Annotated in this window: 17 protein-coding genes; 10 read left to right on the top strand and 7 right to left on the bottom strand. The window is 64.5% G+C overall.

Annotation, left to right across the window (positions count from 1 at the left end; all coding sequences use genetic code 11):
- Position 1: 1 nt before the first annotated feature.
- The 3 genes from ABEA06_RS00650 to ABEA06_RS00660 are packed head-to-tail and all read right to left on the bottom strand — an operon-like array spanning position 2 to position 3,299.
- Positions 2 to 646, bottom strand: a complete 645-nt coding sequence (locus ABEA06_RS00650) for a LutC/YkgG family protein (protein WP_303383773.1) — start codon at positions 644 to 646, stop codon at positions 2 to 4.
- Entirely contained in the window at positions 643 to 2,469 is a 1,827-nt protein-coding gene (locus ABEA06_RS00655; RefSeq protein WP_345310234.1) for a lactate utilization protein B, read from the bottom strand. Before ABEA06_RS00655 ends, ABEA06_RS00650 begins: the two co-directional genes overlap by 4 nt.
- On the bottom strand, positions 2,466 to 3,299 hold the full coding sequence (locus ABEA06_RS00660; protein ID WP_303383726.1) for a (Fe-S)-binding protein: 834 nt from the start codon (positions 3,297 to 3,299) through the stop codon (positions 2,466 to 2,468). Before ABEA06_RS00660 ends, ABEA06_RS00655 begins: the two co-directional genes overlap by 4 nt.
- Positions 3,300 to 3,504: 205 nt before the next feature.
- On the opposite strand from ABEA06_RS00660, the gene ABEA06_RS00665 reads away from it, so the two are divergent.
- Both ABEA06_RS00665 and ABEA06_RS00670 read left to right on the top strand, forming a co-directional pair.
- On the top strand, positions 3,505 to 5,175 hold the full coding sequence (locus tag ABEA06_RS00665; RefSeq protein ID WP_303383566.1) for an L-lactate permease: 1,671 nt from the start codon (positions 3,505 to 3,507) through the stop codon (positions 5,173 to 5,175).
- A gap of 82 nt (positions 5,176 to 5,257) precedes the next feature.
- Positions 5,258 to 5,989 carry a FadR/GntR family transcriptional regulator gene (locus tag ABEA06_RS00670; RefSeq protein ID WP_303383567.1) on the top strand — a complete coding sequence of 244 codons (732 nt, stop codon included), beginning with the start codon at positions 5,258 to 5,260 and terminating at the stop codon, positions 5,987 to 5,989.
- A gap of 347 nt (positions 5,990 to 6,336) precedes the next feature.
- On the opposite strand, the gene ABEA06_RS00675 is transcribed toward ABEA06_RS00670, so the two are convergent.
- On the bottom strand, positions 6,337 to 7,074 hold the full coding sequence (locus tag ABEA06_RS00675; protein ID WP_345310235.1) for a response regulator transcription factor: 738 nt from the start codon (positions 7,072 to 7,074) through the stop codon (positions 6,337 to 6,339).
- Positions 7,075 to 7,386: 312 nt separating this feature from the next.
- On the opposite strand from ABEA06_RS00675, the gene ABEA06_RS00680 reads away from it, so the two are divergent.
- Both ABEA06_RS00680 and ABEA06_RS00685 read left to right on the top strand, forming a co-directional pair.
- Entirely contained in the window at positions 7,387 to 8,499 is a 1,113-nt protein-coding gene (locus tag ABEA06_RS00680) for a sensor histidine kinase (RefSeq protein ID WP_345310236.1), read from the top strand.
- Entirely contained in the window at positions 8,492 to 8,854 is a 363-nt protein-coding gene (locus tag ABEA06_RS00685) for an MGMT family protein (RefSeq protein WP_345310237.1), read from the top strand. The genes ABEA06_RS00680 and ABEA06_RS00685 overlap by 8 nt, the downstream gene beginning before the upstream one ends.
- Before the next feature lie 25 nt (positions 8,855 to 8,879).
- Here the strand turns inward: ABEA06_RS00685 and ABEA06_RS00690 are convergent, their stop codons facing one another.
- Together ABEA06_RS00690 and purD are read right to left on the bottom strand one after the other, a co-directional pair.
- Positions 8,880 to 9,851: a phosphoribosylaminoimidazolesuccinocarboxamide synthase gene (locus ABEA06_RS00690; protein WP_345310238.1), complete on the bottom strand. Its 972-nt coding sequence runs from the start codon at positions 9,849 to 9,851 to the stop codon at positions 8,880 to 8,882.
- Entirely contained in the window at positions 9,848 to 11,143 is a 1,296-nt protein-coding gene (gene purD / locus ABEA06_RS00695) for a phosphoribosylamine--glycine ligase (RefSeq protein WP_303382833.1), read from the bottom strand. Before purD ends, ABEA06_RS00690 begins: the two co-directional genes overlap by 4 nt.
- A gap of 71 nt (positions 11,144 to 11,214) precedes the next feature.
- Here purD and ABEA06_RS00700 point away from each other — a divergent pair, with 71 nt between their 5' ends.
- From ABEA06_RS00700 to purM, 5 genes are all read left to right on the top strand, one after another.
- Positions 11,215 to 12,216, top strand: coding sequence for an asparaginase (locus tag ABEA06_RS00700; RefSeq protein ID WP_303382834.1), 1,002 nt, complete (start codon positions 11,215 to 11,217; stop codon positions 12,214 to 12,216).
- 61 nt (positions 12,217 to 12,277) lie between these two features.
- Positions 12,278 to 12,643, top strand: coding sequence for a sterol carrier family protein (locus ABEA06_RS00705; RefSeq protein WP_345310239.1), 366 nt, complete (start codon positions 12,278 to 12,280; stop codon positions 12,641 to 12,643).
- Positions 12,644 to 12,721: 78 nt separating this feature from the next.
- Positions 12,722 to 13,063 (top strand): hypothetical protein, encoded by a 342-nt coding sequence (locus ABEA06_RS00710; protein WP_303382836.1) that lies wholly within the window; start codon positions 12,722 to 12,724, stop codon positions 13,061 to 13,063.
- A 12-nt stretch (positions 13,064 to 13,075) separates the two neighbouring features.
- Positions 13,076 to 14,620: an amidophosphoribosyltransferase gene (gene purF, locus ABEA06_RS00715; protein WP_303382837.1), complete on the top strand. Its 1,545-nt coding sequence runs from the start codon at positions 13,076 to 13,078 to the stop codon at positions 14,618 to 14,620.
- Positions 14,617 to 15,780 carry a phosphoribosylformylglycinamidine cyclo-ligase gene (gene purM, locus ABEA06_RS00720; protein WP_303382838.1) on the top strand — a complete coding sequence of 388 codons (1,164 nt, stop codon included), beginning with the start codon at positions 14,617 to 14,619 and terminating at the stop codon, positions 15,778 to 15,780. The genes purF and purM overlap by 4 nt, the downstream gene beginning before the upstream one ends.
- 185 nt (positions 15,781 to 15,965) lie before the next feature.
- On the opposite strand, the gene ABEA06_RS00725 is transcribed toward purM, so the two are convergent.
- Positions 15,966 to 16,166, bottom strand: coding sequence for a DUF3073 domain-containing protein (locus tag ABEA06_RS00725; protein ID WP_345310240.1), 201 nt, complete (start codon positions 16,164 to 16,166; stop codon positions 15,966 to 15,968).
- A 349-nt stretch (positions 16,167 to 16,515) separates the two neighbouring features.
- On the opposite strand from ABEA06_RS00725, the gene ABEA06_RS00730 reads away from it, so the two are divergent.
- Positions 16,516 to 18,351, top strand: coding sequence for a BCCT family transporter (locus tag ABEA06_RS00730; protein WP_303382839.1), 1,836 nt, complete (start codon positions 16,516 to 16,518; stop codon positions 18,349 to 18,351).
- The last annotated feature ends 86 nt before the right edge of the window (positions 18,352 to 18,437 follow it).

The raw sequence follows: 18,437 nt of genomic DNA on the forward strand, positions 1-18,437 counted from the left end.
ATCAGCCCAGCAGGATCACGTCCAGGGTGCGGGGGCCGTGCACACCCTCCACTCGTTCCAGCTCGATGTCCGAGGTGGCGGACGGGCCGGAAATCATGGTGGTGGGGGCGGTGGGTTCCACGCGGGCCATGGCTTCCGGAATCAGTTCCACGATCGAGTCCAACGGCACAATGCAGATGTGGTGATCCGGAACCAGCGTGATGGCACGGCGGCCTTCATCCGCTCGACCGGACAGGAAGATCGTTCCCGTCTGCGCGCAGGACACCGTGGAGGACGTCACCACCGCATCCACCTGGTTCAGTTCCCGCACCCCCAGAGCCGACGCCTTACGAGCATCATTGGGATCCACGATCGCACGGCGGGCTGCCCTGTCCTCCGGCAGGAGTGCGGTGTCGAATCCCTCCGGGATCACGTAGCGCGCCGATGCGCCCAGCTGGGTCGCGATCCGCTCGGCCACGGTTTCCGCGGTTTCATGAAACACATTGGCCTTGTAATCGAGCAGCCGATCTTCGAGCATCTCCACGATCTCCTCGCGGGACAGCTCCGACGTCTTCCGGTAGGCGCGCGGCGTCTGCGGCACAGCCGGCTGATCGGCCAGAGCGCCCCGAATGCGGGCCAGAATTTCGGTTTTGGCGTCCACGCTCATTGCTGCGCTCCGTCCTGGTCATCGTTGCCGTTGCTGGGCTGGGTCGGCTCGACCGCGGGCCCGTCCGCAAAACCGTCGCTCGGTGCGGACGCGACAACGCCGTCCCGGGTCAGCCGCTGCTCGGTTTCACCTTCGTGCTTCTTCCACCAGTTGCGGAAGGACTGCTTGGGCGGTTCGGGGATGTCACGCTGGTCGGTCCAGCCACCCACCACGCCGGGAAGCCAACCAATCGCATGATCACGACCCGCAACCACCCGACCCAGCGGCAGGCCCTTTTCCGCCAGCGACATGCGCTTACCCGAGGACATCACGAACGAGGCGCCCTTCATCATGGCGTCCATTTGCGTGGGGAACTTCCGCGCCGGCGCGGACTTGGCGATCTTGCGCCCGGCGGATCGCACGGAGGCAACCATGTCACTCGCGGCTCCGCGGGTAGCTGCGCCTGGTGTCCGCGAGCCCGGATCGATCCGCTCGGAATCCGCATCACCGGTCAGCACCTTCTCCGACCGCCAGTCATCCGCGGACTCCGTGGCGGGGTCGTGGGAAACGGGAGCCGCAGCGGCGTCGTCCTGGGTGCGTTGGCCGTGCTGGGTGCGAATGTCCTCGTCGCGCAGGTGCACCAGGATGTCCGGAATGTTGATCTTGACGGGGCACACCTGATAGCACGCACCGCACAGGGAGGAGGCGTACGGAAGGGACGCGTTCGCCTCGGACGTGATGCCGGTGAGCTGCGGCGAGAGGATCGCGCCAATGGGCCCCGGGTAGGTAGAGCCGTAGGCGTGACCGCCGGCGTGCTCGTACACCGGGCACACGTTGAGGCACGCGGAGCAGCGGATGCAGTGCAGCGCCGAACGGCCGTCCGGGTCGGACAGCACCGCGGAGCGACCGTTGTCCAGCAGGACCACGTGGAAATTCTGCGGCCCGTCGCCCGGTGTCACCCCGGTCCACAGCGAGGTGTAGGGGTTCATCCGCTCGCCGGTCGAGGAGCGCGGCAGCAACTGGAAGAAGACCTCGAGGTCCTCGTAGGAGGGCAGTAGCTTCTCGATGCCCATCACCGTGATCAGGGTGTCCGGCAGGGTCAGGCACATGCGCCCGTTGCCCTCGGACTCCACCACGGACAGCGTGCCGGTCTCGGCGATGCCGAAGTTCGCACCGCTGATGGCCACGCGCGTGGTCAGGAACTTTTCCCGCAGGTGCTGCCGGGCGGCCTCCGCGAGAACGCGCGGTTCGCTCGTGAGCTCGTCCGTGGTTTCGGGCATTTCGCGGCGGAAGATCTCGCGGATCTCCTCGCGGTTCTTGTGGATCGCCGGGACCAGGATGTGCGAGGGCTTATCGCGGCCCAGCTGCACGATGAGCTCCGCCAGGTCCGTTTCGGTCGCGGTGATGCCGTGTTCTTCAAGATGAACGTCCAAACCGATTTCCTGCGTGGCCATGGACTTGACCTTGATGACGTCCGTGGTGCCGGTTTCCTGCACGAGCTCGGTCACGATCCGGTTGGCCTCGTCCGCGTCACGCGCCCAGTGCACCACGCCGCCGCGGGCAATCACGTTCTGTTCGAATGCCTCGAGCAGCTCGGGCAGATTGGCCATCACGCGTTCCTTGATGGCCGATCCGGAATCACGTAGTTGCTGCCAGTCCGGAACCTCGCCCACCACGTTGGTCCGCTTGCCACGAATGGTGTGCGTTGCGTGCCGGATATTGGCGCGCATTTGATCGTTCTTGAGTTCTTCCTTGGCGGCCTTGGGGAATGCGACCTGCGCGTGCAGGTTGCCCTGCCCGTGCACGGGTCGCACCGCGGGCATGCCCAGATCGGTGATGCTCATCGGTTACCTCCAGCGTTCGACGCCGCCCGCGCACCCTGCGCGGGGATGGACAGTTCCACGGGCCCCTCCACCACGAGTGGGTTTTCCTTGGTGGAGGCCAGGATCTCCACGAAGTGCACGGTGCGCACGGGCGCCTTCCACTTGGACGCCGCGCCACCCAGGTGCATCAGACAGGACGAGTCGCCGCCGGTGCACAGGGAAGCACCCGACGCCTCGATGTTGCGCAGCTTGGCCTCGGCCATGGCGCCGGAGACATCCGGGTTCTTGAAGGAGAAGGTGCCGCCGAAACCACAGCATTCCTCGGCGTCCGGTAGCTCGCGGTAGTCGATGCCGCCCACGGACTTCACCAGGTCCTTCTGCCGGTCCCCCAGGTTCAGCAGGCGCATGCCGTGGCACGAGGGGTGATAGGTCACGGTTTCCGGGAACCAGGACCCGAGTTGCTCGGCGGCATCGGTCACGCCCAAAACATCGATCAGTAGTTCGGAGAGCTCATACGTGGTGGCGGCAACGTCAGCGGCCTGTTCGGCCAGCAGGTCGTCCCCGCACTTTCGCGCGACCATCGGCTGCTGGTGGCCCAGCGAGGCGACGCACGAGCCGGAAGGCGCCACGGCGACGTCGTACTCGACCTCGGTGAAAGCCTTGACGTGATTGCGGATCACGGGCATGGCGTCCTCGAAGTAGCCGCTGTTGACGTGCATTTGCGAACAACAACCCTGCCCCTGCGGGAACACCACCTCGTGGCCGAGCCGCTCCAGAACGCGCACGGTGGCCAGCGCAACCTTGGGATACATAGCGTCCACGATGCACGTGGCGAACAGTGCGATTCTCACAACATTGATCTCCGATCAACTCCGGCTCCTGTGGTCTGACCATGCTAGGTGAGTGAACGCGATCACACAAGCAGGCTTATCGTGGCAGCCCACCGGAGACGCCCCCCAAGTGACTGTGCAGTGTGACGAGCATCATGTATGCTTCGTGGTCTGACCATAGTGGTCCGACCATACGACGGACCCACCGGAGCCCGCAGGAGACAGCGTGACCACATTTACCGCCATGACCGACGCCGTGGGTGGCAGTGTCGGACTTTCAGCCCTGGTGGGCTGCATCCCTCTGCTCACCTTCTTCGTAATGCTGCTGGCCTTCAAGACCAGCGCGCACGTGGCCGGCCTGACCGCGCTGGGCGCCGCGCTGCTCGTGGCGATCTTCGGCTTCAACATGCCGGCCCAGCTCGCCGCACTGAGCGCCACGCAGGGTGCCGTGTACGGCCTGTTCCCCATCGTGTGGATCGTGGTCATGGCACTGTGGTTCTACCAGGTCACGGTGCTGTCCGGGCGCTTCGAGGACCTGCGCACCATCTTCGACACCATTGGCGGCGGTGACCTGCGTATCCAGGCCATGCTGATCGCGTTCTGCTTTGGCGGTCTGCTGGAGGCGCTCGCCGGTTTCGGCGCGCCCGTGGCCATTACCGCGACCATGATTTTGGCGTTGGGCCTCAAGCCGCTCAAGACGGCCACCGTGGTGCTGATCGCCAACACCGCACCCGTTGCCTTCGGCGCGATCGCCATCCCCATCACCACCGCCGGCGTGCTCACGGGCCTGGACCCGGCACACATTGGCGCCGTGGTCGGCCACCAAGCCCCGTTCTTCGCGTTCGTGGTTCCGTTCTTCCTGCTGATGATTGTCGACGGCGTTCGCGGCCTCAAGCAGGCCTGGCCCGCTGCACTGGCCGTGGGCGGCGCCTTTGCCATTGCCCAGTGGTGGTGCGCCACGCACTTCTCCTACGAACTCACGGACGTGGTAGCATCCCTCGCGGGCCTTGCCGCGGCGGTGATTCTCATGCGCTTCTGGAAACCCAAGGGCGCCGAGGAGGTTCGGGCGGATCTGGGCATCGATCGCCCCCAGAGCGTGGACGCTCTGACCCCGGTGCGCGCCTGGATGGCAGTGCTGCCCTACATCCTGGTGGTCGTGGTCTTCGGTGTCGCCAAGTTGTGGACCTGGGGCGTCAATGTCCCCAAGTCCCTCGCGGCCACCGATATCAAGATCCCCTGGCCGGGTCTCCACGGTCACCTGTTGAACTCCGCCGGTGAACCCATTTCCGGTTCCGTGTACAACTTCCAGTGGCTGTCCAGCCCGGGCACGCTCTTGCTGATCTCCGGTTTGCTGGTCGCCATCATCTACTCGGTGTTCAATCACCACGGTCGCTTCAAGCTCACGGTGGGCAACGCGCTTGCCGAGATCGGCCGCAGCGCATGGAAAATGCGGTTCTCCGCTCTGACCATTGCCTCGGTGCTCTCCCTTGCCTACGTCATGAACTTCTCCGGCCAGACCATTTCCATCGGTACGTTCGTGGCGGGTCTGGGTGCGGCGTTCGCATTCTTCTCCCCGGTACTGGGTTGGGTGGGCACCGCCGTGACCGGTTCGGACACCTCAGCCAACGCGTTGTTCGCCAACCTGCAGAAGACCGCGGCCCTGGAATCCGGACTGGACCCCTACCTGATGACCGCGGCCAACACGTCCGGAGGCGTGGTGGGCAAGATGATCTCGCCGCAGTCCCTGGCCATTGCCGCAACCGCGGTGAGCATGCAAGGTCAGGAGTCCAAGATCTTCCGTTCGGTGATCCCGTGGTCCATCGGCTTGCTGCTCGCGCTGTGCTGCTTGGTGTTCCTGCAGTCCAACGTGCTCGCCTGGATGCTTCCCGCCGCATAGACTTGACGATGCATAAACCGCCCGCCACTCGTGCATCACGGGTGACGGGCGGTTTTCTTTCAACAACCCACAGGAGGACTACATGGTCTCCACCCCCGCGTACACGGTGGTGCTGAACTGGCTCGAGGAGCAGTTGCGCCATGGGAAGATCCGCGTGGGTGACAAACTGCCCGCGGAACGCGCGTTGGCGGAGCACTTCACCATTTCTCGGGCATCGGTACGTGAGGCCATCCGCATCCTTGATGCCATGGGGCTGGTGCGTTCGGGCACCGGCTCCGGACCCCAAGCCGGCGCCACGGTGATTTCCGAACCCTCCGCCGCTCTGGGCTGGGCCCTTCGCATGCACATTGCCACCAAGGCACTACCGGTCAAGGACGTTGTCACCACGCGTCTCATGTTGGAGACCCAAGCGGCGTGGGATGCGGCGTCGGGTGAGAACGATGATCACACGGACCGCGACGCCATCCTGGCCCAGGCCCACGACGTGCTGGACCGCATGGACGACCCCACCATGTCCAACGACGAGTTCCACGCCCTGGATGCCCACTTCCACCTGCTCCTGACCTCCCTGGCGGGGAACGTGGTGCTGGAGACCGTCATGGTGTCGCTGCGCGAGGCCACCATTGGCTACGTCCAGGAAACCGTGGCCACCCTCAAGGACTGGGAGAGCATCCGTTCCTCGTTACAGACCCAGCATTGGGGCATCCTCGCGGCCGTCACCGCCCGCAACGGCAAACAGGCGACCCGTTTGTTGCGTGATCACATCAACTGGTTCTACAGCTTGGTGCCGCGAGCCCAGAATCAGTCGCGGTAGCCTGCCCGAACCCGTGACACAAGAAATGCGACCCCTCCTGGTCGAGAGGGGCCGCACTTTACTTCTGGGGTGCTGACGCGACGGGGGTCCCGGAGCATCACGCAAGGTGATCCAAGTCTTCCGGAGCTCTAACCGGGGAGGGCCAAACAAGACCCCCGCCGCGAGTTCAGCGTGACTCAAGGTTCTCTTGGCGGCGCCGTACATTTGCTGCCTCACCCAAAATCTTGAGTCGGTGAACACTTCTTTCGTCGTGTTCATGTACTACTGTGCCGCACTGCACCACCGGGTGAACATGGCCAAATGGCCAGAGTTGAAGCGCCGGACCTGTGAGAAGCCTGTGAATCAATTCATTGGGTGAGATCCTCGGTCAGTTCCGGCTTCACCAGGCCGCTTTGGATACCCGCAATCAACACCTGGACACGGTCCCGAGCGCCGAGTTTGTCGCACAGTTGCGACACGTACGCCTTGACGCTCCCGTGGGAGACTTTCATTTTCTCCGCGATCTCATTGTTGTTGAGCCCCTTGGCGATCCACCGCAGGGTGTCCAGTTCGCGGCCGGTCAGCTCCGGGACGTAGGACTGGCGACTTGCCGCAGACGAATCCGCCGGAGGGGTATTGCGTGGTTCATTCCAACTTCTGCGTACCGAGGGGACCGGCACATCACCCAGCACATTGTTTGCCAACGAATTCGCTACGGACTGCGACAATGTCATTTCGTCTTCTCGTACCTGCAGTACCGCAGAAACTATTTCTTCATGGCGAGCATCCTTAACCAAATATCCCGAAGCGCCCGCCCGAAGCGCGGGCACCACATACTCAAGAGTAGAAAAAGTCGTGAGTGCGAGGACTTTGCTACGGGGCGCTTGGTGAACGATGTGCGCAGTGGCTTCGATCCCATCCATTCCGGGCATCCGGATGTCCATGAGTACTACATCGGGGTCCAGCTCCAAACACTTCTGAACGGCTTCAGCTCCCTCGGATGCTTCGCCCAAAACCTGAAATCCTGGCTCGGCATCAAATAAATTCCGCAGCGCATCGCGCATAAGCGGGTGGTCATCTACCAACATGAGGGTGCACGAACTCATATTCTGATCATAAACTGATCCCATGAACTCACCTCATACCATTTCTCGTCGCCATGCTGACCAGGCAAACTCTTCTTCGAGTTTCAAAAGGGCCCTCGCAGCCGCTTTGATTGCCTGCTCCCTCTTATTCACCGTGGGGGGCCCCGCGTTGACCGCTCAGCAGGGTCCTGCCGAAAAGGGCCCCAGCAGCGTGCTGTGCCGCTACTTCCCCCAGCTCTGCGGCGGGTGGTAATCACCGTCCCTGCCGGTTACACCTCTGCACGGGAGGGATTTCACCGCACCAGTCCACTACCGGTCTGGCTGCGCGTTGCGGTGGTTCTCTTTGCTGCCATTGCACTCTTCGATGACCTCAGAGCCCTGAATCCCAATGACCACACTCCCACCGCGGTGGCGCTGGTGGTCACCCAGATGATCCTCAGTTATGGGTCACTGGCCATGGTGGCTTGGCGACCGGGTATTGCCAGCACCCTGTTTCTGCTTCCCCTGTTCCTTGCACTGTTAACTCACAACTACGCTTTCACCCTCATTTGTGCGGTGATCATTGCGGTTGCTGTGGTGAGCATGCTGCCGCGGGCACTGACATTGGCGTACAGCGTGATTCTCGCTGCCTGGACGGTTGCCATTGTGGTGGTGGAGAGCACCACGGATGCCCTGTGGCTCATGGGAACACCGTTGGTGGTCGGGGTGATGATCGGCGTGGCGCTGCGGTTTTTCGTCATTCAGCACCGGGAGAACAAGGCTCGCTTGAGAAGTGTCGAGGCCGCACACCAGCAGCTCCGTGAACAGGAACGCTTGGAACTTGCCCGTGATCTGCACGACGTGGTGGCTCACGAACTCACCCTTGTGACCATGCAGGCCGCAGGCTCCCACCGGCAGAAGGATCCCGCGGTATTGCACGAAACCATCTCCACCATGGAGAATGCGGCCCGGTCCGGCCTCCAAGAACTGCGTACCCTGCTGCACATTCTGCGCGAGTCTCCGGGGGCCGTGAGCAGGAATGACAACTCATCCGGTCTGACCACCGGCTCCTTGAAGAACCTGATGGCGTCCCTCACCGCGAGTCTCAGCGCAGCTGGCTTTTCGGTCACCGTGAACGTCCACAACGGTTTCGACAAGCTGCCCACTACCGTGCGCGGCACGGCGGCGCGCATTCTGCAGGAAGCAACCACCAACATCATTAAATACGCGCCGTCCGGCTCGGACTGCCTGTTGTTCCTTGCCCTGGATGCCAATGTGGTACTCATCCGTACGGAGAACCAGCTCCAGCACTCATCCGGGGTCAGCTCTGACGAGTATCCCCTCACGTCCGGTTACGGGTTGCATGGGATCCAGGAGCGCGTGGCACTGCTCAACGGGGATGCCACCTACGGGCCGGACCACGGCCGCTGGGTCTTGGACGTGCGGATCCCGTTCGCTAATGCATGAGCCAGCGGCGCCCCTCACCGGCGATGACGCCGCACGAGCCGTCCGCCGTGTAGTGCTCGCGATGCCCCCCGGGACGGTGTTGTCCTACGGTGATCTCGCCGAACTCGCCGGGCTCAGTTCACCGCGGCTGGCCGCTCGCATCCTCTCGCGCGGTCTCGCCGGTGACGACGTCGCCTGGTGGCGGATCGTGCGCGCGGACGGTTCCCTGCCGGATCACCTCCAGATCGCGGCCCGCGAGCACTACCTGGCGGAGGGGACCCCGCTCAAGAACACGGATGCTCACCTCGTGCAGGTGGCGATGCGAATCGCCCGCTGGGACGATCCACCGGAGCTCTTCCCGGGCCCCCAGGAATGAGCACGCCGGGCGGAAAATCCCGGTCTCAGTACTCCGCGGGACCCGCAACCTCGAAGAACGGGCCCTTGGGCTCGAAGACTCGCCCGGTGAGCCGCTCGTAGGCTTCCACGTACCGCGCGCGCGTCTTCTCGCCCACGTCTGCGGGAAGTTCCGGAACGGGGCCGTTACCGTCCCACCCGGACTCTGCGGATCGCAACCAGTCACGGACGTATTGCTTGTCGAACGAGGGCTGGGCCTGACCCGGCCTGTAGGTCTCCGCATCCCAGAACCGGGAGGAGTCCGGGGTCAGTACCTCGTCACCCAGGGTGATGGCGCCCCGGTAGGAGTCCAGCCCGAACTCCATTTTGGTGTCGGCCACGATGATGCCGCGCTCGCGTGCGATTTCCTCGGCCTCCGCATAAATGTTGAGCGACAGCTCGCGTAAGCGGTCCGCCACCGCGTTACCCACCACATCGGCCATTTCCTGGAAGGTGATGGGCTCGTCGTGTTCGCCCAGTTCGGCCTTGCCGGTCGGGGTGAAAATGGGGCCCTCAAGTCGATCTCCGTCTCCCAGTCCCTCGGGCAGCTCCACGCCGCAGACCGATCCCGATGCCTTGTAGTCCTTGAGGCCCGAACCGGTCAGATAACCGCGCACAATGTTCTCAACCGGGAACATGGACAGGTTTTTACAGATCACCGCACGGCCGCGCACCGATTCGTGAACGTCGGTCGTGAGAATGTGATTGGGGATGCCCGAGAGCTGCTCGAACCACCACAGGGACAATTGATTCAAAATGATGCCCTTGTCCGGAATCTCGGTGGGCAGCACCTGATCGAACGCGGAGATCCGGTCACTCGCGAGGACCAAGACGGACCCGGCGCGGTACTCGGCGTTGTCGTTGATGGCAACCCCGGTGGCGCGCAGGCGGGATTCGTCCGGTACGTAAAGTTCACGGACCTTACCCGTATAGGCATGCTTCCAGCCGGGAATCTCGGGCGGTGCGGAATGCTCACTCATGCTTGTTCCTCAGCTGTGGTCGGGAGGGTGACGCGCCCCTCGGCGGCCGCGAGCGCAATGTCACCGCGATAGTGCCCACCGGGGAGGGAGATCAATTCCATCCCACGATAAACACGCTCACGTGCTTCTGCGAGGTCCGCGCCGTGGGACACCACGGCCAGTACGCGGCCACCCGCGGACACGATATCCCCCGCAGTGCCGGCGGCGGTGCCCGCGTGGATCACCTGAGTCTCGGCCACGGAGTCGACCCGGTCCAGACCACCGATGGGGTCACCCTTGCGCGGAGCTCCAGGGTAGTTCTGCGCCGCGAGCACCACGGTCACTGAGGCGCCCGGCTTCCACTGCAGGGCTCGGTCCTCGGAGAGGCGGCCCGCGGCGGCGTCGAGCATGAGCTCGCCCAGCGGGGACTCGAGCATGGCCAGCACGGACTGGGTCTCGGGGTCTCCGAAGCGCGCGTTGAATTCAATGACCTGGATGCCGCGCTGGGTGACCGCGAGGCCGCAGTAGAGAACACCCACGAAGGGTGTGCCGCGGCGTCGTAACTCGGCCACCACGGGACGGGCCACACGCTCGACGACCTCGTCCGTGAAGCCCTCGGGCAACCAATCCAGGGGCGTGTAGGCCCCCATGCCGCCCGTGTTGGGGCCCTGGTCGTTGTCGCGTACGCGCTTGAAGTCCTGCGCGGGGAGCAACGGAACCACGCGCTCGCCGTCCGTGAGGACGAACAAGGAGACCTCGGGGCCGTCCAGGAATTCCTCGATCACCACGGCTCCGCCGGCCTCGATGCACTCGCGAGCGTGGGCTTCCGCGCGGTCGGTTTCGTGGGTGACCACCACGCCCTTGCCCGCAGCCAGGCCGTCGTCCTTGACCACGTGCGGTGCGCCGAATTCCGCAAGCGCTTCGCGGACCTCTGCCATGTCCGAGGTGGCCACGGCGCGTGCCGTGGGGACGTTTGCCGCGGCCATGATCTCCTTGGCGAACGCCTTGGAGCCCTCGATGTGCGCGGCGTCCTTGGAGGGCCCGAACACCGGGAACCCGGCCTCGCGCAGGGCATCGCCCACGCCCGCGACCAGTGGAGCCTCGGGGCCCACCACCACGAGATCCGCGCGCAGTTCGCGAGCCAGCTCGGTGACCGCTCGGGGGTCCTGAGCGTTCACGGCGTGCACGGGAACGTCCCGGGCGATCCCGGCGTTACCGGGCGCGGAGTGGACTTCACCGACCTTGGGATCCGTCAGCAGGGACTTGATTATCGCGTGTTCTCGGCCGCCTGGGCCCACCACCAAAACCTTCACGTGCTCAGCGTATCGGCACCGGGTACACCTACTCCAACGTTTCCCGTGATCGCGCTGACATACTGGGTTGCATGCACACTTTCAGTTCTGAACAGGCCGTTGATCTCGCAGAAGTGGAGCGCAGCGGGTTCGTGGAGTCCCGGCACCGCGGCTCGGCCGTGGTGCTGGCTCCCGACGGTTCCGTGGCCCTGTCCTTGGGTGCCCCGGACGAACTGATCTTCCCCCGTTCCACGCTCAAACCGTTCCAGGCCATTGCGTCCATGAAGGCCGGTGCCCCGCTGCGTGGAGGTCAGGTGGCCATTGCTGCGGCCTCCCACACGGGTACCTTCGATCACCTGGATGCGGTCAGCTCCATCCTCAAAGCAGCGGGCCTGACCCCCGACGCGTTGCAGTGCCCGCAGGACTGGCCCCAGGACGAGGACACCCGCGCTTGGTTGATCCGCACCGAGCGCGGCAAGAACCGCATGTGCATGAACTGCTCCGGCAAGCACGCGGCGTTCCTGTGGGCCTGCGTGGTCAACGAGTGGCCCCTGGACAGTTACCTGGATCCACAGCATCCGCTGCAGAAGCTCGTGGTCGAGACCATCGAGGATTTTTCCGGCGAACAGGCCCAGCACGTGGGCATCGACGGCTGCGGCGCACCGCTGACGGCGCTCACCCTCACCGGGTTGGCCCGCATGTACTCCACGCTGGGTCGCGCTGCACGCAACATCCAGGCGGACGCCCGCGCCGCCACGGTCGCTACCTCCATGCTCGACTACCCCGAATACGTCCAGGGTCCCGGCCGCTCGAACACCGTGATCATGGAGGAGCTGGATGTGATCACCAAGCTCGGCGCGGAGGGCGTGCTGGGCCTGGGAACCCGGGGCGGCTGGTCCGTGGCCATCAAGATGCTCGACGGTTCCTCCCGCGCCAATGCGCTGGTGGGCCTCACACTTCTCGCCCAGGTGGGTGCCATTTCCGCCGACGACGCCGCTCGCGTCCTGGACAAGGTGCTGCACCCGATTACCGGAGCCGGGAAACCCGTGGGCGCCATCAAGCTCGCGCGTCCCGTTCTGGACCTGTTCAACTGACCGGCACTGCTCGACAGATCCGCACCGACCGAGCCGCGACTATTTCTGGAGGCACCGCGCCGTGAGCGTGCGTCGCAAGATCAACCCCGCAGACGGCACCCTGGCCCTGGCCCGGTGGCGCCAGGACCCCGATGCATCACCGCGCAAGACCACGGCCTTGGCGGTGCGCTACTGCTTGGAAGAACTGGCCACCCGCGCCGAAGGAAACTCCGTGGAAGTGCGGGTACCTCCCTTCGGCGTGACCCAGTGCGTGGCCGGGCCCCGCCACACCCGCGGCACGCCCCCGAACGTGGTGGAAACAGATGCCCTCACGTGGCTTCGCCTGGCCACCGGACAACTCGAATGGGCGAGCGCCGTGGCGGACGGGACCGTGGCGGCGTCGGGAACCCGGACCGATCTCTCCGACTGGCTGCCGCTGTTCGACTGAGGTGATTGCCAGCGAATCCTCGGCGCTCACCAGCCCGCAAATACCGCGGGCAGGTGAACCCGCGATAGCCTGGAACCCATGAGTTCCGTGTCCAACAACACCCCCGAACCCGCACCCGACGAGCCCTCGCGCGCAACGAGAATGACCATCCGCCGCGCGCCCAATCTGCTCGCGTTCCTCATCACCGGCGCCATTCTGGGCGCGGTCGGGGGGTTTCTGTTCGGGCTCCTGGGCCCCGAGTCCCAGTACTACACGCGCGGCGCCATCGCGGGTTTCTTCCTGGTCATCGGCCTGGTGATCGGCGCGGGAGTGGGCTCGGTGGTGTCTTTGATCATCGACCGCGTTTCGCTCAAGCGCACCCGCAATGTCACCGCACACATTGATGACGTGCATGAAAGTGGTGACCGCCCCGGATCGTGAGACACTGCTGTGGTGGTTCGATCCGATGGAAAACTCACTCATGACCTCTTCCCCGGTGAAAAAGGCCCCCAGGACGCGTGCGGCGTTTTCGGCGTGTGGGCCCCCGGCGAGGATGTAGCCAAACTCTCATATTACGGGCTGTACGCGTTGCAGCACCGCGGGCAGGAGTCCGCGGGCATTGCCACGTCCGGTGGCGACCGGATCTCGGTCTACAAGGACATGGGGTTGGTGTCCCAGGTCTTTGACGAGACCACGCTGAACACCCTCCAGGGGCACGTGGCCGTGGGCCACTGCCGCTACTCCACCACGGGCGGGTCCCACTGGGCCAACGCGCAGCCCACCCTGGGTGCCACCCCGCACGGAACCGTGGCACTTGCGCACAACGGCAACCTGACGAATTCCGCCGAGCTGTACGACCAGCTCATCGACAAGTCGGGGTTCCCGTCCCGCGGTGAAATGGCCCAGGGCAACACCACGGACACGGCGCTGATCACGGCGCTGCTGGCCGAGCATCCGCATGGTTCCCTCGAGGATGCCGCCATGCACCTGCTGCCCAGGCTCACCGGTTCCTTCTGCCTGTCCTTCATGGACGAGACCACGCTGTACGCCGCTCGCGACCCCCAGGGCATCCGCCCGCTGGTGCTGGGCCGTTTGGAGCGCGGCTGGGTGGTCGCCTCCGAAACGGCTGCCCTGGACATCGTGGGCGCATCGCTGGTGCGCGAGATCGAACCGGGTGAATTCATTGCCGTGGACGAGAACGGCCTGCGGACCCGCCGCTTTGCGGAGACCAAGCGCGCCGGTTGCGTGTTCGAGTACGTGTACCTGGCCCGCCCGGACACCACCATCAACGGGCGCTCGGTCTACGAATCCCGCGTGGAAATGGGCCGCCAGTTGGCCCGCGAGCACGCGGTTGAAGCGGACCTGGTCATGCCCACCCCCGAATCCGGCACCCCGGCCGCTATTGGCTACGCGGAAGCCTCGGGCATTCCGTTCGGTCACGGCCTGGTCAAGAACTCCTACGTGGGCCGCACGTTCATCCAACCCTCGGACACCATCCGGCAGCTGGGCATCCGGCTCAAACTGAATCCGTTGCGCTCGATCGTCGCCGGTAAGAAGCTGATCGTCGTGGACGACTCGATCGTGCGCGGCAACACCCAGCGTGCCCTGGTGCGGATGCTGCGCGAGGCCGGGGCGGCGGAGATCCACATTCGGATCTCCTCACCGCCCATCAAATGGCCGTGCTTCTACGGCATTGACTTTGCCTCCCGCGCGGAACTGATCGCCAACGGGCTTGCCGTGGAGGACATCCGGGCATCCCTGGGGGCCGATTCGCTGGGGTACATTTCCCATGACGGCATGGTCGAAGCCACCAAGCAGCCCCGGGAGATCCTGTGTACGGCATGCTTCTCCGGCGAGTACCCCACTCCCCTGCCCGAGGCCGACAAGCTCGGCAAAGCCGTGCTCGAAGCTCCGGGTAGCTCAGCGCCGTCGTCGACGGTCCGGGAACCGAACGAGACCGAACCCCACATCCCTGCCACCCAGGAGAACAGCGCATGAGCAACATCCAAGACGGCGCCGGTGCCCAGTCCGTGACCTACGCGAGCGCCGGAGTGGACGTCGAAGCCGGCGATCGCGCCGTGGAACTCATGAAGTCCGCGGTCAAAGCCACTCACTCGGCCAAGGTGATCGGCGGCGTGGGGGGATTCGCCGGACTGTACGACGTCTCGGAGCTCACCAAGTACCGCAAGCCCTACCTGGCGACCTCCACGGACGGCGTGGGCACCAAGGTGGCCATTGCCCAGAGCCTGGACATCCACGACACCATTGGCTGGGACCTGGTGGGCATGGTCGTGGACGACATCGTGGTGGTGGGCGCCAAGCCGCTGTTCATGACTGACTACATTGCCACGGGCAAGGTGGTTCCCGAGCGTATCGCGGACATCGTGCGTGGCATTGCGTCCGCGTGCGACGCCGCCGGGACCTCCCTGGTCGGCGGCGAGACCGCCGAGCACCCGGGCCTTCTGGCTCCGGACGAGTACGACGTGGCCGGGGCGGCCACCGGCGTGATCGAGGCCGATGAGCTACTCGGCCCGGACCGTGTGCAGGCCGGTGACGTGATCATCGGCATGGCTTCTTCCGGCATCCACTCCAACGGGTACTCCCTGGTGCGCCGGGTCATCAATGTGGCCGGCTGGCAGCTGGAGCGTCAAGTCTCCGAACTCGGCCGCACCCTGGGCGAGGAACTGCTCGAGCCCACGCGCGTCTACACCGCCGATGTCCTGGATCTGGCCCGGACCTTCCCCGTCAACGGTCAGGACGGGCAGACGGGTCACGGTGTACGGGGTTTCTCACACGTGACCGGCGGTGGTTTGGCCGCCAACCTGGCCCGCGTGCTCCCCTCGGGGTTGCAAGCCACCGTGGACCGTTCCACGTGGGAACTGCCGGCCATTTTCCAACTGGTCGGTCAGCTGGGCAACGTTCCCCTACCGGATCTGGAGCGCACCCTCAATCTGGGAGTGGGCATGGTCGCCATTGTGGATCCCTCGGTGGCGGACGCCGCCGTGGAGCACCTCAACAAGCGCGGCGTGAATTCCTGGCTCATGGGCGAAGTGCGCCCCGTGGATCCCGCCGCTCGGCACGCAGGGTCGGACTGGGTGCAAGGCGCCAAGGGCGTGGACGGCGGCGGCGTGCTCATGACGGGCTCGTACGCCAACTGATCGTTCCCGGTCCTGCACAACAACAAGATGAACGCACAAGGAACCGCCCCAACCACTAGTGGTATGGGGCGGTTCCTTGTGGAGTACAACGTCCTGGGACCCGAAACATGGTGCTCCACGTTCGCGTGACGCATGCGTTGTGCTGGAGGTGACGCGGGCCTCAGTGGGTGTCCGCGTGAACCAGATCAGTCATAGTCGGAGTACTTCTCCGCGTAGGCCGAGTAATCATCTTCTTCCTCGTGACGATCCTCGTGGTCTACGGCTCGGGTGGACGGTTTGGTGGACCGCAGCTCGCGCTGCAGCGCCGAGTAGTCGGTTTGCGGGCTGAAGTACTTCATCTCCCGCGCCTGCCGTGTCGCCTTCGCCTTTTGACGGCCGCGCCCCATGGCGTGACCCCCTCTGCGTCTCGTGTCCGATGGGCGGCACCGTATCAACGCACTGCGCACACAGTACGGCCCCGGAGTATCTTGTCAGTTTTTCGTAGGTCCAGGTTACATGCTTTTACCCGCCCTTGCTGACGAGCGCTTCATCACATGACAAGAATCCCTTTACACAGTCCCGATCGTTGCAAACGCGTGCTAAAACGGCCACTCCGGGCAGTAAATCCACGGTGTTGAGGAACACACTTACCTTTCGTTCGCCCCTTGGGGGCCCATCTACGGGCGGCCGGCCGCTAAGGTATTACGGTCCGGGCGGCCGACGCCGCCACCTTCAGTTCAGAACGCAGGTTCCGTTATGAGCTCCTCGTCCCGCCCGGTTGCCGGACCCGACGACGCCACCGCAAGTTATCCCCACGACACTCACCCGGGTCTGGTTCCGGGTGTTTCCGTGGAGGAGCAGCGCGTCCGCTACCGCACCGACAAGATCACCTTCGGTGTGGCTGGGGCGCTGATCGTGGGTTTCGTGGTGTGGGGTGCGGTGTCCACCGAAACCTTGACGCAGGTCGCCTCGAGCGCACTGACCGGTGTGGTTACGTACGGCGGCTGGATCTTCACGTTGCTGGCCGCCGTGGTGCTGTTGTTCCTGCTCTACGTGGGTTTCTCCCGCTACGGCAAGATTCCCCTGGGCAAGGACGGTGAAGCACCCGCCTACTCCATGGGGTCCTGGATCGCGATGCTGTTCGCCGCCGGAATGGGCGTGGGCTTGATCTTCTTCGGCGTCTACGAGCCGATCACCTATTACATGACTCCCCCGCCGGGCCGCGCGGAAGCGGAGACATACCAGGCCATGCACTCTGCAATGGCTCAAACCATTTTCCATTGGGGTTTGCAGGCGTGGGCCATCTACGCGCTGGTGGGGGCCGCCGTGGGTTACGCCGCCTATCGTCGCGGTCGCCCGTTGTTGATGTCCGCCATTTTCGGTCAGCGGGCGCACCTGACCGTGGGCGGCCGACTGATCGACACCTTCGCCATTGTTGGCATCCTGTTCGCAACCTCCGCGTCCCTGGGTCTGGGAACCCTGCAGATCGGCAGCGGTCTGCAGATCATCACCGGGATAGGCGAAGTGGGCAATGGCCTGTTGATCGCCATCATTGCCATTCTGACCTGCGTGTTCTTGATTTCGGCGGTCTCCGGTGTGGCCAAGGGCATCCGTCGACTCTCCAACTTCAACATGGTCCTGGCCGCCATCGTGGCGTTCTTCCTGTTCGTGGCCGGCCCCACCGTATTCCTGTTGAACTTCATTCCGTCCGTGGTGGGCACGTACTTCGGTGAGATGTTCCAAATGATCTCGATGTCCGCGTCCTGGGGCCCGGAGGCCGAAGAATTCATGCGTTACTGGACCCTGTTCTACTGGGCCTGGTGGGTTTCCTGGGCACCCTTTGTCGGCACCTTCGTGGCCCGCATCTCACGCGGCCGCACCCTGCGCCAGTACGTGACCGTGGTGCTGTTGGCGCCCACCCTGATTTGCGTGCTCGCATTCTCGATCTTCGGTGGCACGGCCATCTGGCTGCAGCGCTCCGGCACCGACATCGCCAGTGCCGCCTCTCCCGAGGCGATGCTCTTCCTGATGCTGGATGCCCTGCCCCTCAGCCAGATCACGCCCATCGTGATCATCATTCTGTTGGCCGTTTTCTTCATCACTTCCGCGGACTCCGCGACCCTGGTCATGGCCTCCATGTCCCAGCAGGGCAAGCCGCATCCGGACAAGAAGATCACCATCTTCTGGGGTCTGGCGTTGGCCGGTGTGTCCTCGATCATGCTCCTGGTGGGAGGTTCGGACGCGTTGCAGGGACTTCAGGACCTGGTGACCGTGGCGGCGTTGCCGTTCGCGGTCATCCTGTTGGCCCTGATCCCCGCGTTCCTGCGGGATCTGAGTACCGATCCCATGAGCTTGCGCCACCGCTACGCCCGCAAGGCGCTGGACAACGCGGTGCGCCAGGGAATGGATCAGCACGGCGACGATTTCGCCATCGAGATCCGCCAGGAGAAGGGCCCGGCCGCCGCCGGCCGCGACATGGACTCCACCTCGGAGCGCATGAGCTCCTGGTACCAGCGCACCGACGAGGACGATCGACCCGTGGACTACGACTACCGCGAAGATCGGTATGTGGAGGACGAACCCGGCCGGTAAGGTCCCCATCCGAGAAGAACGCGCCGGTGGCTTCCCTTGTCAGGGCGCCACCGGCGCGGTGTTTCATCGGGGAGGCCGGGCCGACG

This window comes from Kocuria gwangalliensis (genome assembly GCF_039544365.1).
Classification (GTDB): domain Bacteria; phylum Actinomycetota; class Actinomycetes; order Actinomycetales; family Micrococcaceae; genus Kocuria; species Kocuria gwangalliensis.

Bases quoted from the DNA above. Each gene is read 5' to 3' on its own strand.
- ABEA06_RS00650 (WP_303383773.1), bottom strand. From the start codon at position 646: ATGAGCGTGGACGCCAAAACCGAAATTCTGGCCCGCATTCGGGGCGCT.
- ABEA06_RS00655 (WP_345310234.1), bottom strand. From the start codon at position 2,469: ATGAGCATCACCGATCTGGGCATGCCCGCGGTGCGACCCGTGCACGGG.
- ABEA06_RS00670 (WP_303383567.1), top strand. From the start codon at position 5,258: ATGGTCTCCACCCCCGCGTACACGGTGGTGCTGAACTGGCTCGAGGAG.
- ABEA06_RS00675 (WP_345310235.1), bottom strand. From the start codon at position 7,074: ATGAGTTCGTGCACCCTCATGTTGGTAGATGACCACCCGCTTATGCGC.
- ABEA06_RS00685 (WP_345310237.1), top strand. From the start codon at position 8,492: ATGCATGAGCCAGCGGCGCCCCTCACCGGCGATGACGCCGCACGAGCC.
- ABEA06_RS00690 (WP_345310238.1), bottom strand. From the start codon at position 9,851: ATGAGTGAGCATTCCGCACCGCCCGAGATTCCCGGCTGGAAGCATGCC.
- ABEA06_RS00700 (WP_303382834.1), top strand. From the start codon at position 11,215: ATGCACACTTTCAGTTCTGAACAGGCCGTTGATCTCGCAGAAGTGGAG.
- ABEA06_RS00710 (WP_303382836.1), top strand. From the start codon at position 12,722: ATGAGTTCCGTGTCCAACAACACCCCCGAACCCGCACCCGACGAGCCC.
- purM (WP_303382838.1), top strand. From the start codon at position 14,617: ATGAGCAACATCCAAGACGGCGCCGGTGCCCAGTCCGTGACCTACGCG.
- ABEA06_RS00725 (WP_345310240.1), bottom strand. From the start codon at position 16,166: ATGGGGCGCGGCCGTCAAAAGGCGAAGGCGACACGGCAGGCGCGGGAG.
- ABEA06_RS00730 (WP_303382839.1), top strand. From the start codon at position 16,516: ATGAGCTCCTCGTCCCGCCCGGTTGCCGGACCCGACGACGCCACCGCA.